The organism is Collinsella sp. OM04-5 (assembly GCF_003439125.1).
Lineage (GTDB): Bacteria > Actinomycetota > Coriobacteriia > Coriobacteriales > Coriobacteriaceae > Collinsella.
Genome location: NZ_QSUU01000005.1, coordinates 96874 through 113657, shown reverse-complemented (window position 1 = coordinate 113657; position 16784 = coordinate 96874). Strand labels below are relative to the sequence as shown.

Here is a 16784-nt window from a genome sequence, read left to right as displayed (position 1 = left end):
CTCTTCCCCGAATGCGCGCCACCTACCACGAGCATCATAGGAGCATGCCCCCCGCCACCAGCATGGCAAGCATCGCGAGCTCGGCCCATTGCAGAAACCATCCGGCCAAATCCCCCGTCACCCCGCCGAAGCGGGACAGGGCAACATGGCGGTACCACGCGAGCGCCAAAAGCCCCGCCACCGCCATAAGGGCACCGACGGCCTGAGCGCACGCGACCATCCCTGCGGCCGAAGCCGCAGCGAAAGCGCAAAGCGGCACGACGATCGCCGCGCGCTTCTTAGCAGGCGAGAGCCCCGCGGCCATGCCGTCCGCCCGCGCGGCAGGCCAGCATTCAACGGCGAGCCCCGAAAGCGAGCGGGAGAACACAAGCGAGCACAGAAGCGCAAGGAACGCCCCCGCCGTAAGCGGCAGCGCGGTGAACAGGGAAAACTGCAGAATAAGGTACACGACAACACCGATGACCCCAAAGGCGCCCGCCCGCGGGTCGTGCATGATCTCGAGCTTTCGCTCGCGCGGGGCCCAACTTGCAAGCGCATCGGAGGTGTCGCAGAGCCCGTCTAGGTGGATGCCTCCCGTCACCGCCACAGACAGCGCCACGAGCACGGCCGCGACGATGGTCGCGGGCACGCCGAGCAGGTTCGCAACGTGTCCCCACGCCGTGATGAGGAAGCCTTCCGCAAGGCCCACCAGGGGAAACGCGGCAAGCGCATGGGTTGACCCGAAATCGGTCCAGGCCGATTTCGGGACGGGGATGCGCGAGAACGTTCCGAACGCCGCGCCGATTGCCTCTACTATCTTCACCTTGTAGGTCCTTCGCCTTTCATCCACACGGGAATCCCGCATACCACTTCGACTGCGCGGTCGGCCAGCGCCGCCACGCCCGCGTTCACGCGCGCGAGCGCGCGCCTCCATGCCTCGGTCCCTTCATCGTAGCGCATCCCATCGGCGAACACGTCGACGGTGACCACCACCGTATGCGCAGCGGCCCGAGCGAGCCGTTCAATGCCTCCGAGCACCTCGCGCGCCGCGGCGTCGGGGTCACGCGGGGACAAGCCGCCTTCCGCGAAGAGCTCGTTCGCAACCAGGTTGCCCACGTCCTCCAAAAGAAGCGTACAGCCGCGCGGAAGCCCGGGCACTGCGGCGCCCACGTCACGCGTGCGTTCGAGGGTGGAAAACCCCTTGCCCTCGCGCAGCTCCCGATGGCGCGCGATGCGGCGGGCGCCATCTTCCCCGAAGGGCTCCATCGTTGCCAGGTACACGCGAGGGCCGTCGTGCCCGAGGCACAGGGACTCGGCGTAGGCGCTCTTGCCGCTCGCGGCGGCGCCGATGACGAGCGTCACCGTCATTTCCCGGCCTCGAAATGCTCGTAAGCAGCCATGCCAGTCGCCGTGAACGTCTTCCCATCCCGGTACACGCGCAGCGCCGAATCCAGAAGGGGGAGATACGCCATGGCGCCCGCGCCCTCGCCCAAGTGCATGCCTGCGTCGAGGGGCGCCTTTATGCCGAGCTCGCGAAGGAGCTCCCGGCTTGCGGGTTCGCTTGATGCGTGGGTGCCCACGAGGTAGCCCAAGGCGTTGGGGCACAGGCGCGCCGCGCACAGGGCCGCCGTGCAGGATATGACCCCGTCGAGGAGCGCCGGCGCCTTCGAGACCGCGGCCCCCAGGTAGAAGCCGCACATCGCAGCGATGTCGAAGCCGCCCACCTTCGAGAGCACGTCGATCGGGTCGGCGGGATCGGGCGAGTTCGCGTCGATAGCGCGCTCGACCACGTCGCGCTTGCGCGCGAGCGAGGCGTCCGAGAGCCCCGCGCCGCGCCCGACAAGGCTCCGCGCGTCCGCCCGGATGAGCACTGCGGCCACCGCCGCCGAGGTGGTCGTGTTGCCGATGCCCATCTCGCCCGCGGCGAGAAGGCGCACGCCGGCGCGGGCAAGCCCGCACGCGACGGCGATTCCGACCTCGATCGCGCGCACGGCCCCATCGCGAGACATAGCGGAGCCGTGAGCGATGTTGCCGCTCCCCCGCCGCACGTTCGCGCGCACCATGCGCGCGTCTTCTATGCCCCGGGCCATACCCACGTCGACGGGCACGACCTCGGCACCCGCGAACGCCGCCATGCGGCAGGCGCTCGCGGCCCCCTCGCACATGTTGCGCGCGACGGCTCGCGTCACATCTTGCCCGCTTTGCGACACGCCTTCGGCAACGACCCCGTTGTCGGAGAAGAATACCGCGAGCGCACGGGGAAACTCGGCCACCTCGGCGCTCCCCTGAGCTGCGGCGATACACGCGACGGCGTCTTCAAAGTCGCCCAATCCCCCCAAGGGGTGCGCGATGGAGTCCCACGCGGCGTACGCGGCGGCACGGGCGCACTCGTCTGCGGGCGCGATCCGGGAAAGCGCGGCTTCGAGCACGGCGCCCGGCGCCGACGAGAACGCGCGCTCGACTTCCTCGCGGATGCAGGCAAGCGCGGTTTCGGTTGCTTCAGCCATGCCGCCTCCTCTCTGCGAACGACGCTGCGGCAGACGCGAACGCGCGCGCAACGTCGGGGTTCGCAGGATAGTACACATGCGGGAAGCCCGCCACCAGGGACGGGGTGGTCGTCATGCACGGCCAGCCCTTGTCGCGCCGGGGCTTCTGCGCCCAAAAGTCGCCGCCCGGGCAGGTGGACTGCCAGTAGTGGAACTCGTGCGCGCGGATGCGTGTGCCGCGCGGCCCGTAGAGCCCGTCGCGTTGGGAAGTAAGCTCCACGTACCCGAAATGGGACAGCCTTCCCCCGTTCTCGCTTGCGCCCTCAAGGGCGCCCGCAACAGGCCAGCGCCGCCCCTCGCTATCGGCGATTTCGCGCTGCAGGTACAGAAACCCACCGCATTCGGCGACCGTCGGCGTGCCGGATTCCACCGCGCGCCGCACCGCCTCGCGCATCGGCGCGTTCTCGGAGAGCTGCCGCGCATGGAGCTCCGGGTAGCCGCCCCCCAGATAGAGGGCGCTTGTCCCCCGGGGCAACTCGCTATCACACAGGGGGCTGAAAAAGGCCAGCTCGCAACCCAGATCCTCGAGCGCGCGCAGGTTCTCCTCGTAGTAGAACGAGAACGCCTCGTCACGCGCAACGGCGACGATGGGCCGCGCTCCCGCGATCGGCTCCAACCGGTAAGGTTCCTCGCGGATATCGGGTGCCGTCGCCGCCATTTCGAGCAAGCGGTCGACGTCGACGCTCTTTTCCACCAGCTCGGCCATCTTGTCGATGCGCGCGGAGAGCTGCTCGACCTCGTCGGCGGTCACAAGCCCCAGATGCCGGCTTTCGAGCGAGAACGCCTCGTCGGCGGGGATATTCCCCAAAACCGCGACGCCCGTGTGCTTCTCGATCGCAGGCGCCGCGTAGGCGCAGGCAGCGGCGCTCGTCTTGTTCAGCACGACGCCGCGCACGTTCGCACAAGGCAGGAACTCGGCGATGCCGCGGATTACGGCGGCGAGCGATAAAGACGCCCCGCGCCCGTTCACCACTAAAACGACCGGCGTTTCCGTGTCGCGCGCAACCTGGTAGCTGCTCGCGTCGGCCACGCCGGGCGCCATGCCGTCGTAGAAGCCCATAACCCCCTCGAGCACCGCGACATCCGCGCCCGCGGCGCCGCGTGCGAGCAGGGCGCGCAGCGTCGGGGCGTCGGTGAAGAAGCCGTCTAAGTTGCCCGAGCGCGCACCCACGACGCGGCGGTGAAAGAGCGGGTCAATGTAGTCGGGGCCGCATTTGAAAGCCGCGCATGCAAGGCCGCGACGCGCGAGCGCGCGCAGGAGCGCGCACGTGACGACCGTCTTGCCGCTCCCGCTCGAGGGCGCAGCGACCATGAAGCGCGGGATGGACGTGCTCACCGGGCGCCGCCTTCCCCACCTGCGGCGCCGCAGTTAGCAAGCGAGACTACCTCGACGGATGGGTTCCCCTCGACAGAGAGGTCCTCCCCGACAGGCGACTCAGCAAGCGCGCCGACTTCGGCAAGCTCCTCGGCATCCGCGCCCGCACCACGCGCGCTGACGAGGAACACGGGGTTTTGCGCCTTCATAAGATGGTGCGAGCCTACAGCCTCGGCACGGGCGGCCGACACCTGGCACGCCTCGAACCCCTTAAAGCGCGAACCCGAGAGGAGCGCGCACGCCTCGGTGAGCGTCTCAACGGTGACGCATGGCACGCACAGGCGAACCTGCGAGTTCTTCTCGAGCGCCGCCTCCACGATGGAGGGAAGCTCGCCCGCGCTCCCGCCGACGAACACGGCGTCGGGGACAGGCAGTTTCGCGAGCGCTTCGGGGGCGACACCGGGGACCGCATGCACGTTGCCGCACCCGAATGCATCCGCGTTCTCTCGGATGAGCCGCACGCCGGCCGCGTTGCGCTCGACCGCCCATACCGACCCCGCTCGCGCGACGAGCGCCGCCTCGATCGACACGCTCCCCGTGCCGGCGCCGACATCCCACACGGTGTCGGTCGCGGTAAGGCGCAGCTTCGCGAGCGCGACGGCGCGCACCTCCTGCTTGGTCATGGGAACGTCGCCGCGGATGAAGAGCTCGTCGGGAATGCCCGAGGAAGCGTACGGCCAGCGGGAGCTCGCGGCGCGGGATGCGCCCGCAGAGTCCGCCGCGAAAGAAGCCGCCGCGGGCGCAGACGCGCCGGCCGGCGCCTCGGAGGCTGCGCTAGAGCCCGCAGGCGACCCGGCGCAGCCTGCGAACTCGATAAGCATCACGTTCAAGTCGTCGAACGTCTGACCTGCGATTTCACTTGCGGTCGCGCAGGTGATGCGCTCGTCGGGGTACGACAGGCGCTCGGCCACCGTCACGCGCGCGTCCGCGAAGCCCGCCTGCACAAGCTCGCCCGAAAGCCGCGAGGGGTCTTCCCCGCCCGACGTGGCGAGGAAGAGCTCACCTGCGCGCTCGGCCTCGGCCACGATGTCGCACGCCAAGCCGTGAGCGCTCGCGAAGCGCCAATCCTGCCATGGACGCGCGAGGCGCGCGGCGAGATACGACGCTGAGCTTATGCCGGGAATGACGCGCACGTCCACCCGCGCGTCGCCGGAGAGCGCCTCCACCAGGCGGCGCGCGCCGCTGAACAGCCCCACATCGCCCGTCATCACGACCACGGCGCGCTGCCACGACGCCGCATCAGTGAGCGCGGCGACGATGTCCGCCGTCTTCACGAGCTCGCATCTCACCACGTCGGGCGGCACGTCGATGCCGACAAGCGCGCGATGAGCGCCGATGACCACGTCGGCGATGTCGATCGCGTCGAGCGCCGCACGCGAGAGCAAGTCGGGGTTTCCGGGCCCCGCCCCGATGATCGTTACCTTTCGCATGGAATCTCCCGATACCCGCGCGGCGTGACCATACGGCCGCCTACGCGCTTCGTGTCCGCGTTGCCGACGAACACGGTGGTGAACATGTCGGCGTCGAACTCCCCCAGCTCGGAGAGCCTGCACATGCCCGACTGCTGCCCCTCGCGCCCGATGTTGCGTACCCAACCGCAGAGCGTGTCGGGGGCCTTCCATTCGAGCATAATCTTCGCCGCGCGCGAGAGCCTGTCGGCGCGCTTTCTGCTGCGCGGGTTGTACAAACAGATGCAGAAGTCGGCGCTCGCAACGGCAGCGAGCCTGCGCTCGATGACCTCCCACGGCGTGAGCAGGTCGGAGAGCGACACGACCGCGAAGTCGTGGGCAAGCGGGGCGCCGAGCACCGCCGACCCGCTCTGAGCCGCGGTGGCCCCGGCGATAACTTCCACGTCTACATCGGGGTAGTCCTCCGCAAGCTCCAGCACGGGGCTCGCCATGCCGTACACGCCCGCGTCACCGCTGCACACAAGCGCCACGGCTTCTCCGCTCTGCGCGCGCGAAAGCGCCAGGCGGCACCGTTCGACCTCGTGCATCATCGGCGTCGCGAGATGCGCCGCGTCGGGCACGGCGGCGAGCGCGAGCTCCACGTATTTCGTGTACCCCACAACGATGTCGGCCGCCTCGAGCGCGCGCCGAGCCGCAATCGTCATGCCGTCGGGGCCGCCCGGGCCGATCCCCACCACGAAGAGCTTTCCCATCACCGCTCCTTAAACGAAAGTTCGATAGTTACCTTGGAAAACGCGACGGTCACGCCGCCGTGAGCGAGCTTCGGGAAGATAAGTTTGCCCCCGCCCGCGAGCGCCGCGCGCTCGCACACATTGTCGACCCCCACCGTCGCACGCACGAAATCAGATGGCGAAACGCTGCCTTCGACCTGCGACAACTCCTCTGCGGAATACGTCGCAAGCGGGATATTGCGCGCGCGGCAGAAGGCGAGCAGACCCTCCTCGTGCGCCTTCACGTCGATCGTCGCCGCCTCGCGCACGGCCGAAGGCGAGATGCCCGCCTGCCCGCACGCGAGAAGAAACGCCTCCCCGATCGCTTCGGCGCACGCACCGCGACGGCACCCTATGCCCGCAACGATGCAGGGCACGACAAGGCGAAGCGACTCGGGCGCAGGCGCCTGCGCCCGCACGCCCGCCGGCTTCCCCGTCACACCGGCGGGTACGACCTCGCCCGTTGTCTCCGCCGCGCGAACGGACGCACCCGCATTCGCGCCAGCGAACGGCGACACGACGATATCGGCCCGAGCGCGGTCGGACGCAATGTCAACCCCCTCAGGCGGCAGTCCCGAAATCGGCATGTCGGAATAGAGCGCCACGCGCCCGCCCGAAAGCAGCCGCGCCGACACTCGCTTGATGGCCTCGGGATTCGAAACGGCGAGCCCCGCACAGCGCGCCCACGTATCCACCGCCCACACGCCGCGGACGTCGGTCGCCGTGGTGATGACGGGGATGGCCCCTGCCGCGCGTGCCACAGTTTGCGCAAGCTCGTTCGCACCGCCCAAATGCCCCGACAAAAGCGGGACGGCAAAGCGCCCCGCCTCGTCGATCGCCACAACCGCGGAATCGCTTGCCTTCGAGGCGACATGCGGCGCGATCGCCCGCACGGCGATGCCCGCCGCGCCCACGAACAGAAGCGCGTCCGACGCTTCCCACGCGAGCGCCGTCCATGCGCGCAGGTCGGCCTTCCCCTCGCCGAACCCGCGCGAAACGGAAACGTCCCAGCCAGGGTCATCTTCACCTGTCTGCGCGCAATCGGAAAGCGCGTGTGCGGTGCGCTCCGCCAACGCATACCCCCTCTCAGTGAACGCTATGCAGGAAACCCTCATCTAGCGCACCACCATCGTCGAGAAGTAGCTGCCCCGATCGGGCACATCGTCGAGCGAGCGATACACGCGCTCGCCCGGAAGCCCACAGTCCTCTACGAGCTCGGCACCGTCGAAGGCGCCCTCCTCGCGAAGGATGCGCTTCGTGTCCGCAAGCGAGCGACGCGCCTTCATGACCACCTTCGTCCCCGGCCAGCCGATTGCGCGGCGCACGTCGTCGTAGCCGCCGGGCACGATGTGCAGAGGCGACGACATCTCGGGCGTGAGGTCGCGCTCGAGCGCTGCGGCGACCGCGCAGAAGCTCGGCACGCCGGGAATGGCGCGCGCCTCGAACCCGCAGGCGCGCACGTCGGGCGCTATGCGCTGGAAGGTGGCGTAGATGCTCGGGTCCCCCAGGTTCAGCAGCGCGACGTCGCGGACCGCATCCAGGTGCGCGACAAGCTCGCGAACAAGCGAGGCATGCTCGGCCGTGCGGCGCTCGGCGTCGCGCGTCATCGAGAATCGCACGGGGATCACCGTCTTGCTTGTAAGGTCGACGGCGCCGCGCACGATGTCGAGCGCGACCATGGCCCCGTCCGCCGTCTGCGGTGCGGCGATGACCGGACACGATTCGATTGTGCGGACGGCCTTGATCGTGAGCAGCTCGGGGTCGCCAGGCCCCGTGCCCACCCCGTACAGCACGCCTTTACTCATACGTAGCCCCCAATTCCCCGATAACTGCATCGGCGCCCGACGTGCGGAAAAGCTCTCGGCGCTCGGCGTCGAACACGACCGCGGCGATGTCGCATGCGCCCGCCGCGCGGCGGCGCAACCTGTCATCGATTGCCGCAGCGAGCGAGGCGCGCGCAGCGTCCCCCACGCCGGCGGCCTCGATTACCTCGAGCGCCGCCGTGGTCGTGACCGACGACATGATCTCGCGCACGGTCTTCGCGCCAGCGCCGGCCAAGGCCGCGTGGGCGGCCAGAATCTCCGCGCGGCAGTCGGCGGTACGCGAATGGGTGTCCATGATGCCGCCCGCAACCTTCACCAGCTTGCCGATGTGTCCCACAAGAAGAACATTGGTAAATCCCTCGCGAACGCAGCAATCAATCGCATCGCCCACGAAGTTGGAGATGAAGACCACCGGTGCACCGTTTAGGTGGAAATGCCCCGAGATGAACTGCCCGCCGTAGTTGCCGGGCGTGAGCACGACTCCGCGCCACCCCATAGCCGCATGCTGCCGGATCTCGAGCTCGATGCTGTCGCGCAAGGCAGCAAGGCTGCGCGGCTCGACGATGCCCGTCGTGCCCAGGATGGAAATGCCGTCCTCTATCCCCAGGTGCGGGTTGAAGGTCTTTTCGGCAAGGGCAACACCCTCGGGTACCGAAATCGTCACAGCGATATTTCCAGAAAAGCCGTGCGCGGCGCACACCTCGCGCACCGCCGAAGTGATCATCGCGCGCGGCGTCGCGTTGATGGCGGCCGCCCCCACCGGCTGCTCGAGCCCGGGCAACGTCACGCGCCCCACGCCCACGCCGCCATCGACGGAAACTTCCGATTCGCGCGCGGGCACGCCCTTGCTGCCCGCAGCGCCCGTGCCCGACCCCGCATGTTCCACGCGCGCGTACACGAGCACGCCGTCGGTCACATCGGCATCGTCGCCTGCGTCCTTTCGCACGGCGCACTGGGCGCACCCCTCGCCGATACATGCGTCGACCACGTTCGCCTCGACGGGCAGCCCGCCGGGGGTGACGATCGACACGCGGCCGACGGGCTTTCGTGACAAGAGCATCTCGCAGGCCGCCTTCGCCGCGAGCGCGGCGCAGCTCCCCGTGGTGTAGCCGCAGCGCAGGCGGGTCGTCCCGGTATATATGTAGTGCTCGAAGGCCACGCTAGCTGCTCGCCTTCCGATACCCTGTGGCAAACGAAGGGTCGTAAAGCTTGCTGCGCTCGTACGACTCCGCTTGCCCGCCGTTGTGCGCAAGCCCGCCGCGAGCTCCGAGCACGCGGCCCACCACCACGAGCGCCGTGCGGTCGATGCCCTCTCGCGCGCCCGCATCGGCGAGCGTGCCCACTGTGCATCGCACCACGCGCTCCTCAGGCCAGGTCGCCTTGTACACGAGCGCCGCCGGCTCGTCGGAGCTGCGGCCCGCGGCCAAAAGCTCGGCGGAAAGCTCGGCGAGCATACCCGAGCTCAGGAAGATGACCATAGTCGAGCCGCTTTCCGCCATGGTGCGCATGCCCTCGCCCGCGGGCATGGGGGTGCGCCCGGAAAGCCGCGTGATCACGACCGACTGGCTGATTCCCGGCAGCGTGTATTCCTGGCGAAGCGCCGCCGCGGCACCGCAAAAGCTCGACACGCCGGGCACCACCTCGTAGACCACGCCGCGCGCGTCGAGCGCGTCCATCTGCTCCTGGATGGCGCCGTACAGGCACGGGTCGCCCGTGTGCAGGCGCACCACTTCCTCGCCCCGCGCATCCGCCGCGCACATCACGTCGAGCACTTCCTCCAAGGTCATGTGCGCGCTGTCGTAGACGACGCAGGATTCCTTGCACTCGGCGAGCAGCTCGGGGTTCACAAGGCTCCCCGCCCAAACGACCACGTCGGCCGCGCGTAGAAGACGCGCCCCGCGCAGCGTGATAAGGTCGGCGGCGCCCGAACCTGCGCCAACGATATGAATCATCCGAGCCTTCCCTTCCCGTTTCTCATCGCAACCGTTTACGCCGCCATTCGCGCAGCGGGCAAAACACGGCGCCTGCGGCAGCAATCGGCGCAAATACGCAGGCAGGAGGCGCAATGCCGCCCGCGCTGGCTTTGACACGTTCACAAGTGCCCACTATCATAGTAAAAGTTTCGGCAACGAGCATATGACAATCGGATAAAAGGAAATGACCGGCGCGGCGCCTGCACAGCCCGCGCTGGCTTGCGGAGGGAACCAGGTGGGAATCCTGGGCAAGGGACATTACTGTATAGGACGCGCGGGCGAACCGCCTCGCGCCCCAAGCCAGACTGCTTCGCCTTTTCCTCACGGCATCGCCGTGGCGTTAGCTCCTTGTGAACCCCGAGGGGTGCGCTTTTCTTTCGCTTGTGCCGACAAGCAACTGTCGCCGGGGGACCGGCAAACCGAGGAAAGGAAAAACCATGTCCGACCAGATGTCGCGCCGCGGCTTCATGGGCGCCGCAGCAACCGGAGCCGTCGCGCTCGCCGGAGTCGCGCTCGCGGGCTGCTCCAACACCTCCGCGAGTTCCGAGAAATCTAGTGAAAAGGAGAAGGCCGCGAAGCCGGTCATCCTCGTCACGAGCTTCGGCACGAGCTACAACGACTCGCGCCACATCACCATCGGCGCCATCGAAGACGCTATCCGCGAGAAGTACTGGCAGGACTACGACATCCGCCGCGCCTTCACCGCGCAGATCATCATCGACAAGCTTAAGAAGCGCGACGGCATCACGATCGACAACATGACCGAGGCGCTTGACCGCTGCGTGGAAGACGGCGTGAAGGAAATCGTCGTGCAGCCGACGCATCTCATGGCTGGCCTGGAATACGCCGACGTGAAAGACGAGCTCGACAAGTACGCCGACAAGTTCGACAAGATCTCGCTCGGCGACCCGCTGCTCACCTCCGACGACGACTACAAAAAGGTGGCCGCAGCCATTAAGGAGAACATGGCGTCCTTCGACGACGGCGAGACGGCGCTGTGCCTCATGGGCCACGGCACCGAAGCCGATTCCAACGCCGACTATGCCAAGATGCAGGAAGTGTTCAAGAACGAGGGTTTGACGCAGTTCTTCGTCGGCACCGTCGAGGCTGAACCGACCTGCGAGGATGTTATCGCCGCCGCGAGCGCCGCAGGCTACAAGAAGGCCGTGCTCGCGCCGTTCATGGTGGTCGCGGGCGACCACGCGAACAACGACATGGCAGACGAGACCGACCCCGACAGCTGGGCTGCGAAGTTCGTGGCCGCCGGCTTCGAAGTGACGTGCCTGCTCCAGGGTCTGGGACAGAACGTCGCGGTCGACGACATCTACGTCTCGCACGTGGACGACGCCATCGCCAAGCTGTAAACTCGCCGCGCACGGGGGCGCCGGTCGCGTCCCCGTGCAACGGGCATGCGCCTTTCCCCGACTGACGACGCATGCCCGTTGCATTCGCATCCCGACCGCCCACCGCACGGCACGGGCGGTCGAAGCGATTGAAAGGAACCCCCTCCATGTTGAAGAAAACCCTCGTCTTCGCCCTGTCGGCGGCGCTTCTCGCGTTCTCGCTCGCCGGCTGCGCCGGAAATTCAAGCGACAGCGCAAAGGCAAGCAATACCGATTCCCAGGAAAAGACCGAGCAGGCGGCCGATGCGACCGAGGGCGCAAGCGCTGCCCCCATCACCGCCGACAAGGTGGCCGACGGCACCTATCCGATCACCGTAGATTCCAGCTCGAACATGTTCAGGATTGTGGACGCCCAGCTCATCGTGGAAAACGGCTCCATGCACTGCGTGATGACGCTTTCCGGCACGGGCTACGGCAAGCTCTTCATGGGCACGGGCGACGAGGCTGCCGCCGCGAGCGAGGCCGACTTCATCCCCTATGTGGAAAACGCGGAAGGCAAGTACACCTACGACGTGCCCGTTGATGCGCTCGACGAGGACACCGCCTGTGCCGCGTGGAGTATTAGAAAAGAGCAGTGGTACGACCGCACGCTCGTGTTCGAATCCGCCGGCGTCGATCTACGCGCCGACGCACTGAAGTAACGCCATGCGGTCGATTCTTCCCAAGGGGGAAAACAGGAAGCGCCGAAGCATCGCGGCGCGCGCGATCGCCTGCGTTCTCGTCGCCCTGCTCGCGCTTCCCTTCGCGGGGTGCAGTGCGAACCCGAACGCGACCGGTGGCACGGCGGGCTCTCAGGAATACACTGTGAATGTCTCGCTTTCCGGCGGGTCAGGGCGCGCAAGCATCGCCTCACCCACCACAATTGTGAAGGATGGCGACACCTACACCGCGACCATCACCTGGTCGAGTTCGAACTACGACAAGATGACCGTCGACGGCGTGGACTACGCGCCCGTAAACGACGGCGGCAACTCCACGTTCGAGATACCCGTCACGCTCGACGAGGACATCGCCGTGTCGGCCGAGACCGTCGCCATGTCGACGCCGCACACCATCGACTACACGATCCACTTCGACTCATCCACCATGAAGGAGAAATCGGGCGACGAAGCAAGCGGCGGCTCCCCTGTGGGAACGGCTTCAAGCGCCGCGGCCGACTTCCACAACGCCGATTTGGGCTGTGGCTGGGAGCCGACGGGGGCGCTTCAGCTTGAATACGCCGAGCACTTCACTGTCGACGAGTTCAAAGGCGGTCTGCGGCTTATCTGCGTTTCGAATGGGGAACGTTTCCTCGTGGTGCCGCAAGATGCGAAGGTACCTGATGGGTTGAGCTCCGACATCGCGGTCATAAGGCGCCCCGCCGACAAGGTGTACCTCGTGTCGTCGGCGACGATGTGCCTGGTCGACGCGCTCGATGCGAACGACAATATCATCATGTCGGGCACGAAGGCCGACGATTGCTCGGTCGTGGGCTTCAAAAGCGCGCTCGAAAGTGGGGCGATCGCCTACGGCGGCAAGTACAGCGCGCCCGACTACGAGCGAATATCGGCCTCGGGCTGCACACTCGCCATCGAGAACACCATGATCAACCACACGCCCGATGTGAAGGAAAAGCTGCAGAAGCTCGGGCTCGTCGTGCTCACCGAACAGTCGTCGAGCGAGCCCGAAGCACTCGGGCGCGTCGAGTGGATTAAGCTTTTCGGCGTTCTGTTCGACAAGGAAGACGAGGCCGCGCACCTGTTCAACGAGCAGAAGGCCCGCGTCGAGCAAACGTCGGGGCTCGCGTCGTCAGGTAAAACCGTGGCGTATTTCTACATTAACTCGAACGGGGCCGCCGTCACGCGGCGGGCGGGCGACTACGTGGCGCAGATGATCGAGCTTGCAGGCGGCAGCTATGCGCTCGATGACGCGCAGACGGCGTCGACGTCAGGTTCGTCAGTAACGCTCGAAATGGAGCGCTTCTACGCGACGGCGAAGGATGCCGACATCATCGTCTACAACGGCACCATCGACGAATCGGTTGCCACCTTGAACGACTTCGTAGGCAAAAACGCGCTATTGTCGCAGTTCAAAGCCGTGAAGAACGGCAACGTCTGGGTCACAAGCGCCGACATGTACCAGCAGATGACTTCTACCGCCGACATTATCGACGAGCTGCACGGGGCGTTCACCGGCGATGACGCGAGCGACTTCCATTATCTGAGGAAGCTCGGTTAGCGCCATGAGAAGCCGGCTTTCCATGGCATACGACGAATCGGGGCGCGCCGCGCGGTGTCGCGTCGTGACGGCGCTGCTCGCTGTTGCCCTCATCGTGCTCGTCGGGGCCAACCTGTGCATCGGGAGCGCGCTCGTGCCCGCAGACCACATCCCCGGCATCCTTTCGGGCGGCGCGGCCAATTCCATGGAAAGCCAGGTCATCTGGGAGATTCGCCTGCCGCGCGTGCTTTCAGCCGTGCTTCTCGGCGGGGCACTTTCGCTTTCCGGGTTCCTGCTGCAGACGTTTTTCAACAACCCCATCGCCGACCCGTTCATCTTGGGCGTCTCCTCGGGCGCAAAGTTCGTCGTCGCGCTTACGATGATCGTACTTCTAGGCGCGAACCAGGCCATGTCCTCGCCGGCCATGGTGGCCGCAGCGTTTCTGGGCTCGCTTATCACCATCGGCTTCGTGCTCCTCATCGCACGGCGCATAAGTTCCATGGCCATGCTCATCGTGGCGGGCGTCATGGTGGGATACATCTGCTCGGCGGCGACGAACTTCCTCATCGCCTTCGCCGACGACCAGTCCATCGTGAACCTGCACAACTGGTCTTTGGGTAGCTTCTCGGGTTCGAGCTGGGACGACATCGCGATCATCGCGGTCGTGGTGATCACCGTGAGCGCATGCGTATTCGCGATATCGAAGCCCCTTTCCGCCTTCCAGCTGGGAGAAGCCTACGCGAAAAGCGTCGGCGTGAACGTCGCACGCTTCCGCGTGGTGCTCGTCCTTCTAGCGAGCATGCTCTCCGCCTGCGTGACCGCGTTCGCTGGTCCGGTGTCGTTCGTAGGCATCGCGGTTCCGCATCTCGTGAAGTCGGCGCTAAAGTCGTCGAAGCCCATCCGCGTGATTCCTGCGTGCTTCTTGGGAGGCGCCATCTTCTGCGCGGGCTGCGATTTGATCGCGCGCACGCTGTTCTCTCCCGTCGAGCTTTCCATCAGCGCCGTCACCGCCATCTTCGGCGCTCCGGTGGTTATCGCGCTCATGTTGAAGAAGCGGGTGAGGTAGATGGGGGAATTCGTGCCGCGGCCCAAAACGCTCGGAGGGGACATTCCATGCTTAGACAGTCCTGAGCTCGCACGAAAGCGCCAGAAGGCACTTTCGGCTCGTGCGGAACTGCGCGCGGAACGCCTCCTCCGAGCGGAGCCGAACCTCGAAACTACGGTCGAAACGCAGGCTGACGGAGCGCCGCTTTTCCACATAAGCGACCTGTCGGCGGGCTACGACAAGAAGGTCGTAGTCGAAGGCGTCGATCTGGAGGTTCGCGCGGGCGACGTCGTGGCGCTCATCGGGCCGAACGGCTCGGGCAAGTCGACCATCTTGAAAACCATCACACGCCATCTGGCACCGCTTGCCGGCGCGGTCGAGCTCGACGGGCGGGAGATTTCCCGATGGAAGACGGCGGAGTTTGCAAGGAACCTTGCCGTTATGCTGACAGATCGCCCCCGGACCGAGCTCCTCACCTGCCGCGATGTCGTAGAGGCAGGAAGGCACCCCTACACCGGGCGAATGGGCACACTCTCGCCCGACGACCATAGTCGGGTCGACGAGGCCATGAAAACCGCACATGTGGAAGAGCTCGCCGAGCGCGACTTTATGCAGATAAGCGACGGGCAACGCCAGCGCGTCATGCTCGCACGCGCCATCGCGCAGGATCCGCGTGTGCTCGTGCTCGACGAGCCCACGTCGTATCTCGATATCCGCTACCAGATCGACCTGCTGCGAATACTTCGCCACCTTGCGAAATCGCGGAATGTGGCTGTCATCATGTCCATCCACGAACTCGAGCTCGCGCAGAAAAGCGCCGACAAGGTGATTTGCGTGAAGGACGGCCGGGTCTTCCGCGCCGGCGCACCCGAAGACATATTCACGCGCGAGACGATTGGCGAGCTCTACGGCCTTCAGCATGGCACCTTCAACGAGCGCTTCGGCAGCGTGGAAATTGGGCGCCCGCACGGCGATGCGAACACGTTCGTCATCGCCGGCGCAGGTACGGGGTCGGCTGTGTTTCGCCAGCTCGTCCGGCAGGGCAAGGCGTTCTACGCGGGCGTTCTGCACGAAGGGGACATCGACTGCGAGCTCGCGCGCGACCTGGCAGCGGAATGCGTGGCCGAGCGCGCCTTCGAGCCGATCGGGGATAAAACCATAGCCCGCGCCAAAGAGCTCCTCGTCCACTGCGCGCGCCTTATTGTGTGCCCCGCCGCCTTCGGCACCATAAACGCCCGCAACGCAGAGCTCGTCGAGTTCGCACGCTCGCATGGTATCGAGGTCATGTGAGCGTGCGAAGGCGCATCGGAGGATTCCCAATTGGAGTGGGAAGGATAAACTGGACTTTCTTTTAATGATCCTCAGGCTACAGCTCCTACGCCGGCGAGGTCTACAAGGCGCCGGAGAACCTCGTAAACAGGAATTTCCACGCCGACGAGCCCAACCTGCTGTGGCTCACCGACATCACCGAGTTCAGACTCCCGGGCGGCGAGAAGGTCTACCTGAGCCCGGTCATCGACTGCTTCGGCGGGATGCTCGTCGCCTGGTCGATCGGGCTGCACCCCGACAAGCGCCTCACGAACTCGAGCCTGCGCCTAATCCAAGCGAGATTCCAGACTCGATAGGCCATTGAGAGTCAGGTCGTTGGCGACCTCCGAGACGCGCTCGATAGGAACCGAGCCATCAGACAGGGCCCACGTGCGATAGATACCGATAATACCCGACAGCAAGAACGCCAGATAGTAGTCGAACATCTCGTCCTTGAGACCTTGGGGCAGCAGATCGCGCTCGGCAATCTCGTGTTCGAGCGGCGCACGAAGACGAGCCATAAAATCATCGAGCGGAATGTTCTCGATCAGCTGACGATTGAGCACCAAGTTGTTGCATAGTGCCTCGTTAACGGTTTTAAAGAAGGTCGCGGCCGCGCCCAGGGCGCGCTCGTTGGTGTCGCCGTCCATGGAGGCAAGCGTTTTCTCAACCGAGTCGACAATCATCTCCACCACATCGACGGCAATGGCATCGAGCAAGCCATCAACCGTACCAAAGTGAACGTAAAAGGTCTTGCGGTCGACATTGGCCTCGCGCGCGATGGCACTCACCGTAATGTCTGCCAGCGGCTTTTCCATGAGCAGGCGCTCGAAAGCGGAAAGGATGGCATTGCGGCTGCGAACGATGCGGCGATCAAGACGCGGTTTGCTGGTGTCCATAGACGTGTCCCTTCGATATGCGGGCATTCATCAACAGATGAGAGATAATCTACGTAAG

Annotated in this window: 16 protein-coding genes and 1 pseudogene; 6 read left to right on the top strand and 11 right to left on the bottom strand. The window is 66.0% G+C overall.

The annotated features are described in order from the left end of the window. Window positions 1-34 precede the first annotated feature (34 nt). From cobS to cobM, 10 genes are read right to left on the bottom strand one after another with little or no spacing between them, the layout of a single operon-like run. Window positions 35-802, bottom strand: coding sequence for an adenosylcobinamide-GDP ribazoletransferase (cobS, locus tag DXB53_RS04430; RefSeq protein ID WP_158556489.1), 768 nt, complete (start codon window positions 800-802; stop codon window positions 35-37). Next, window positions 799-1347 carry a bifunctional adenosylcobinamide kinase/adenosylcobinamide-phosphate guanylyltransferase gene (locus DXB53_RS04425; protein WP_117583510.1) on the bottom strand — a complete coding sequence of 183 codons (549 nt, stop codon included), beginning with the start codon at window positions 1345-1347 and terminating at the stop codon, window positions 799-801. The genes cobS and DXB53_RS04425 overlap by 4 nt, the downstream gene beginning before the upstream one ends. After that, window positions 1344-2486 (bottom strand): nicotinate-nucleotide--dimethylbenzimidazole phosphoribosyltransferase, encoded by a 1143-nt coding sequence (cobT, locus tag DXB53_RS04420; protein WP_117564100.1) that lies wholly within the window; start codon window positions 2484-2486, stop codon window positions 1344-1346. Before cobT ends, DXB53_RS04425 begins: the two co-directional genes overlap by 4 nt. Continuing rightward, window positions 2479-3861: a cobyrinate a,c-diamide synthase gene (locus tag DXB53_RS04415; protein WP_233503801.1), complete on the bottom strand. Its 1383-nt coding sequence runs from the start codon at window positions 3859-3861 to the stop codon at window positions 2479-2481. The genes cobT and DXB53_RS04415 overlap by 8 nt, the downstream gene beginning before the upstream one ends. Continuing rightward, entirely contained in the window at window positions 3858-5330 is a 1473-nt protein-coding gene (gene cbiE / locus DXB53_RS04410; protein WP_117583473.1) for a precorrin-6y C5,15-methyltransferase (decarboxylating) subunit CbiE, read from the bottom strand. The genes DXB53_RS04415 and cbiE overlap by 4 nt, the downstream gene beginning before the upstream one ends. After that, window positions 5318-6061 (bottom strand): precorrin-3B C(17)-methyltransferase, encoded by a 744-nt coding sequence (gene cobJ / locus DXB53_RS04405; protein ID WP_042435525.1) that lies wholly within the window; start codon window positions 6059-6061, stop codon window positions 5318-5320. The genes cbiE and cobJ overlap by 13 nt, the downstream gene beginning before the upstream one ends. Next, window positions 6061-7152 (bottom strand): cobalt-precorrin 5A hydrolase, encoded by a 1092-nt coding sequence (locus DXB53_RS04400; protein ID WP_233503800.1) that lies wholly within the window; start codon window positions 7150-7152, stop codon window positions 6061-6063. The genes cobJ and DXB53_RS04400 overlap by 1 nt, the downstream gene beginning before the upstream one ends. Window positions 7153-7194: 42 nt before the next feature. Beyond that, window positions 7195-7884 carry a precorrin-2 C(20)-methyltransferase gene (cobI, locus tag DXB53_RS04395; protein ID WP_117583471.1) on the bottom strand — a complete coding sequence of 230 codons (690 nt, stop codon included), beginning with the start codon at window positions 7882-7884 and terminating at the stop codon, window positions 7195-7197. Beyond that, window positions 7877-9094 carry a cobalt-precorrin-5B (C(1))-methyltransferase CbiD gene (gene cbiD, locus DXB53_RS04390; protein WP_233503799.1) on the bottom strand — a complete coding sequence of 406 codons (1218 nt, stop codon included), beginning with the start codon at window positions 9092-9094 and terminating at the stop codon, window positions 7877-7879. Before cbiD ends, cobI begins: the two co-directional genes overlap by 8 nt. Further along, window positions 9063-9854: a precorrin-4 C(11)-methyltransferase gene (gene cobM / locus DXB53_RS04385; RefSeq protein WP_117583470.1), complete on the bottom strand. Its 792-nt coding sequence runs from the start codon at window positions 9852-9854 to the stop codon at window positions 9063-9065. The genes cbiD and cobM overlap by 32 nt, the downstream gene beginning before the upstream one ends. A 458-nt stretch (window positions 9855-10312) precedes the next feature. On the opposite strand from cobM, the gene DXB53_RS04380 reads away from it, so the two are divergent. The 6 genes and pseudogenes from DXB53_RS04380 to DXB53_RS04355 form a co-directional block, all read left to right on the top strand. Continuing rightward, a complete protein-coding gene (locus tag DXB53_RS04380; protein ID WP_117583469.1) occupies window positions 10313-11239 on the top strand; it encodes a sirohydrochlorin cobaltochelatase in 927 nt (308 codons plus the stop codon). A 146-nt stretch (window positions 11240-11385) separates the two neighbouring features. Next, a complete protein-coding gene (locus DXB53_RS04375; RefSeq protein WP_089571779.1) occupies window positions 11386-11919 on the top strand; it encodes a hypothetical protein in 534 nt (177 codons plus the stop codon). A gap of 4 nt (window positions 11920-11923) precedes the next feature. Then, window positions 11924-13495 (top strand): ABC transporter substrate-binding protein, encoded by a 1572-nt coding sequence (locus DXB53_RS04370; RefSeq protein ID WP_147330896.1) that lies wholly within the window; start codon window positions 11924-11926, stop codon window positions 13493-13495. A gap of 22 nt (window positions 13496-13517) precedes the next feature. Continuing rightward, complete coding sequence (locus tag DXB53_RS04365) at window positions 13518-14540, top strand: iron ABC transporter permease (protein ID WP_117583467.1); 1023 nt, start codon at window positions 13518-13520, stop codon at window positions 14538-14540. Next, complete coding sequence (locus DXB53_RS04360; RefSeq protein ID WP_117583466.1) at window positions 14541-15809, top strand: ABC transporter ATP-binding protein; 1269 nt, start codon at window positions 14541-14543, stop codon at window positions 15807-15809. 77 nt (window positions 15810-15886) lie between these two features. Then, window positions 15887-16111 (top strand): annotated as a pseudogene (locus DXB53_RS04355) (DDE-type integrase/transposase/recombinase); the annotation flags it as partial. A gap of 3 nt (window positions 16112-16114) precedes the next feature. Here DXB53_RS04355 and DXB53_RS04350 read toward each other — a convergent pair. Next, the gene (locus DXB53_RS04350; protein ID WP_158556488.1) at window positions 16115-16726 is read right to left on the bottom strand and encodes a TetR/AcrR family transcriptional regulator; all 612 of its coding nucleotides are present in this window, start codon (window positions 16724-16726) and stop codon (window positions 16115-16117) included. Window positions 16727-16784: the final 58 nt, after the last annotated feature.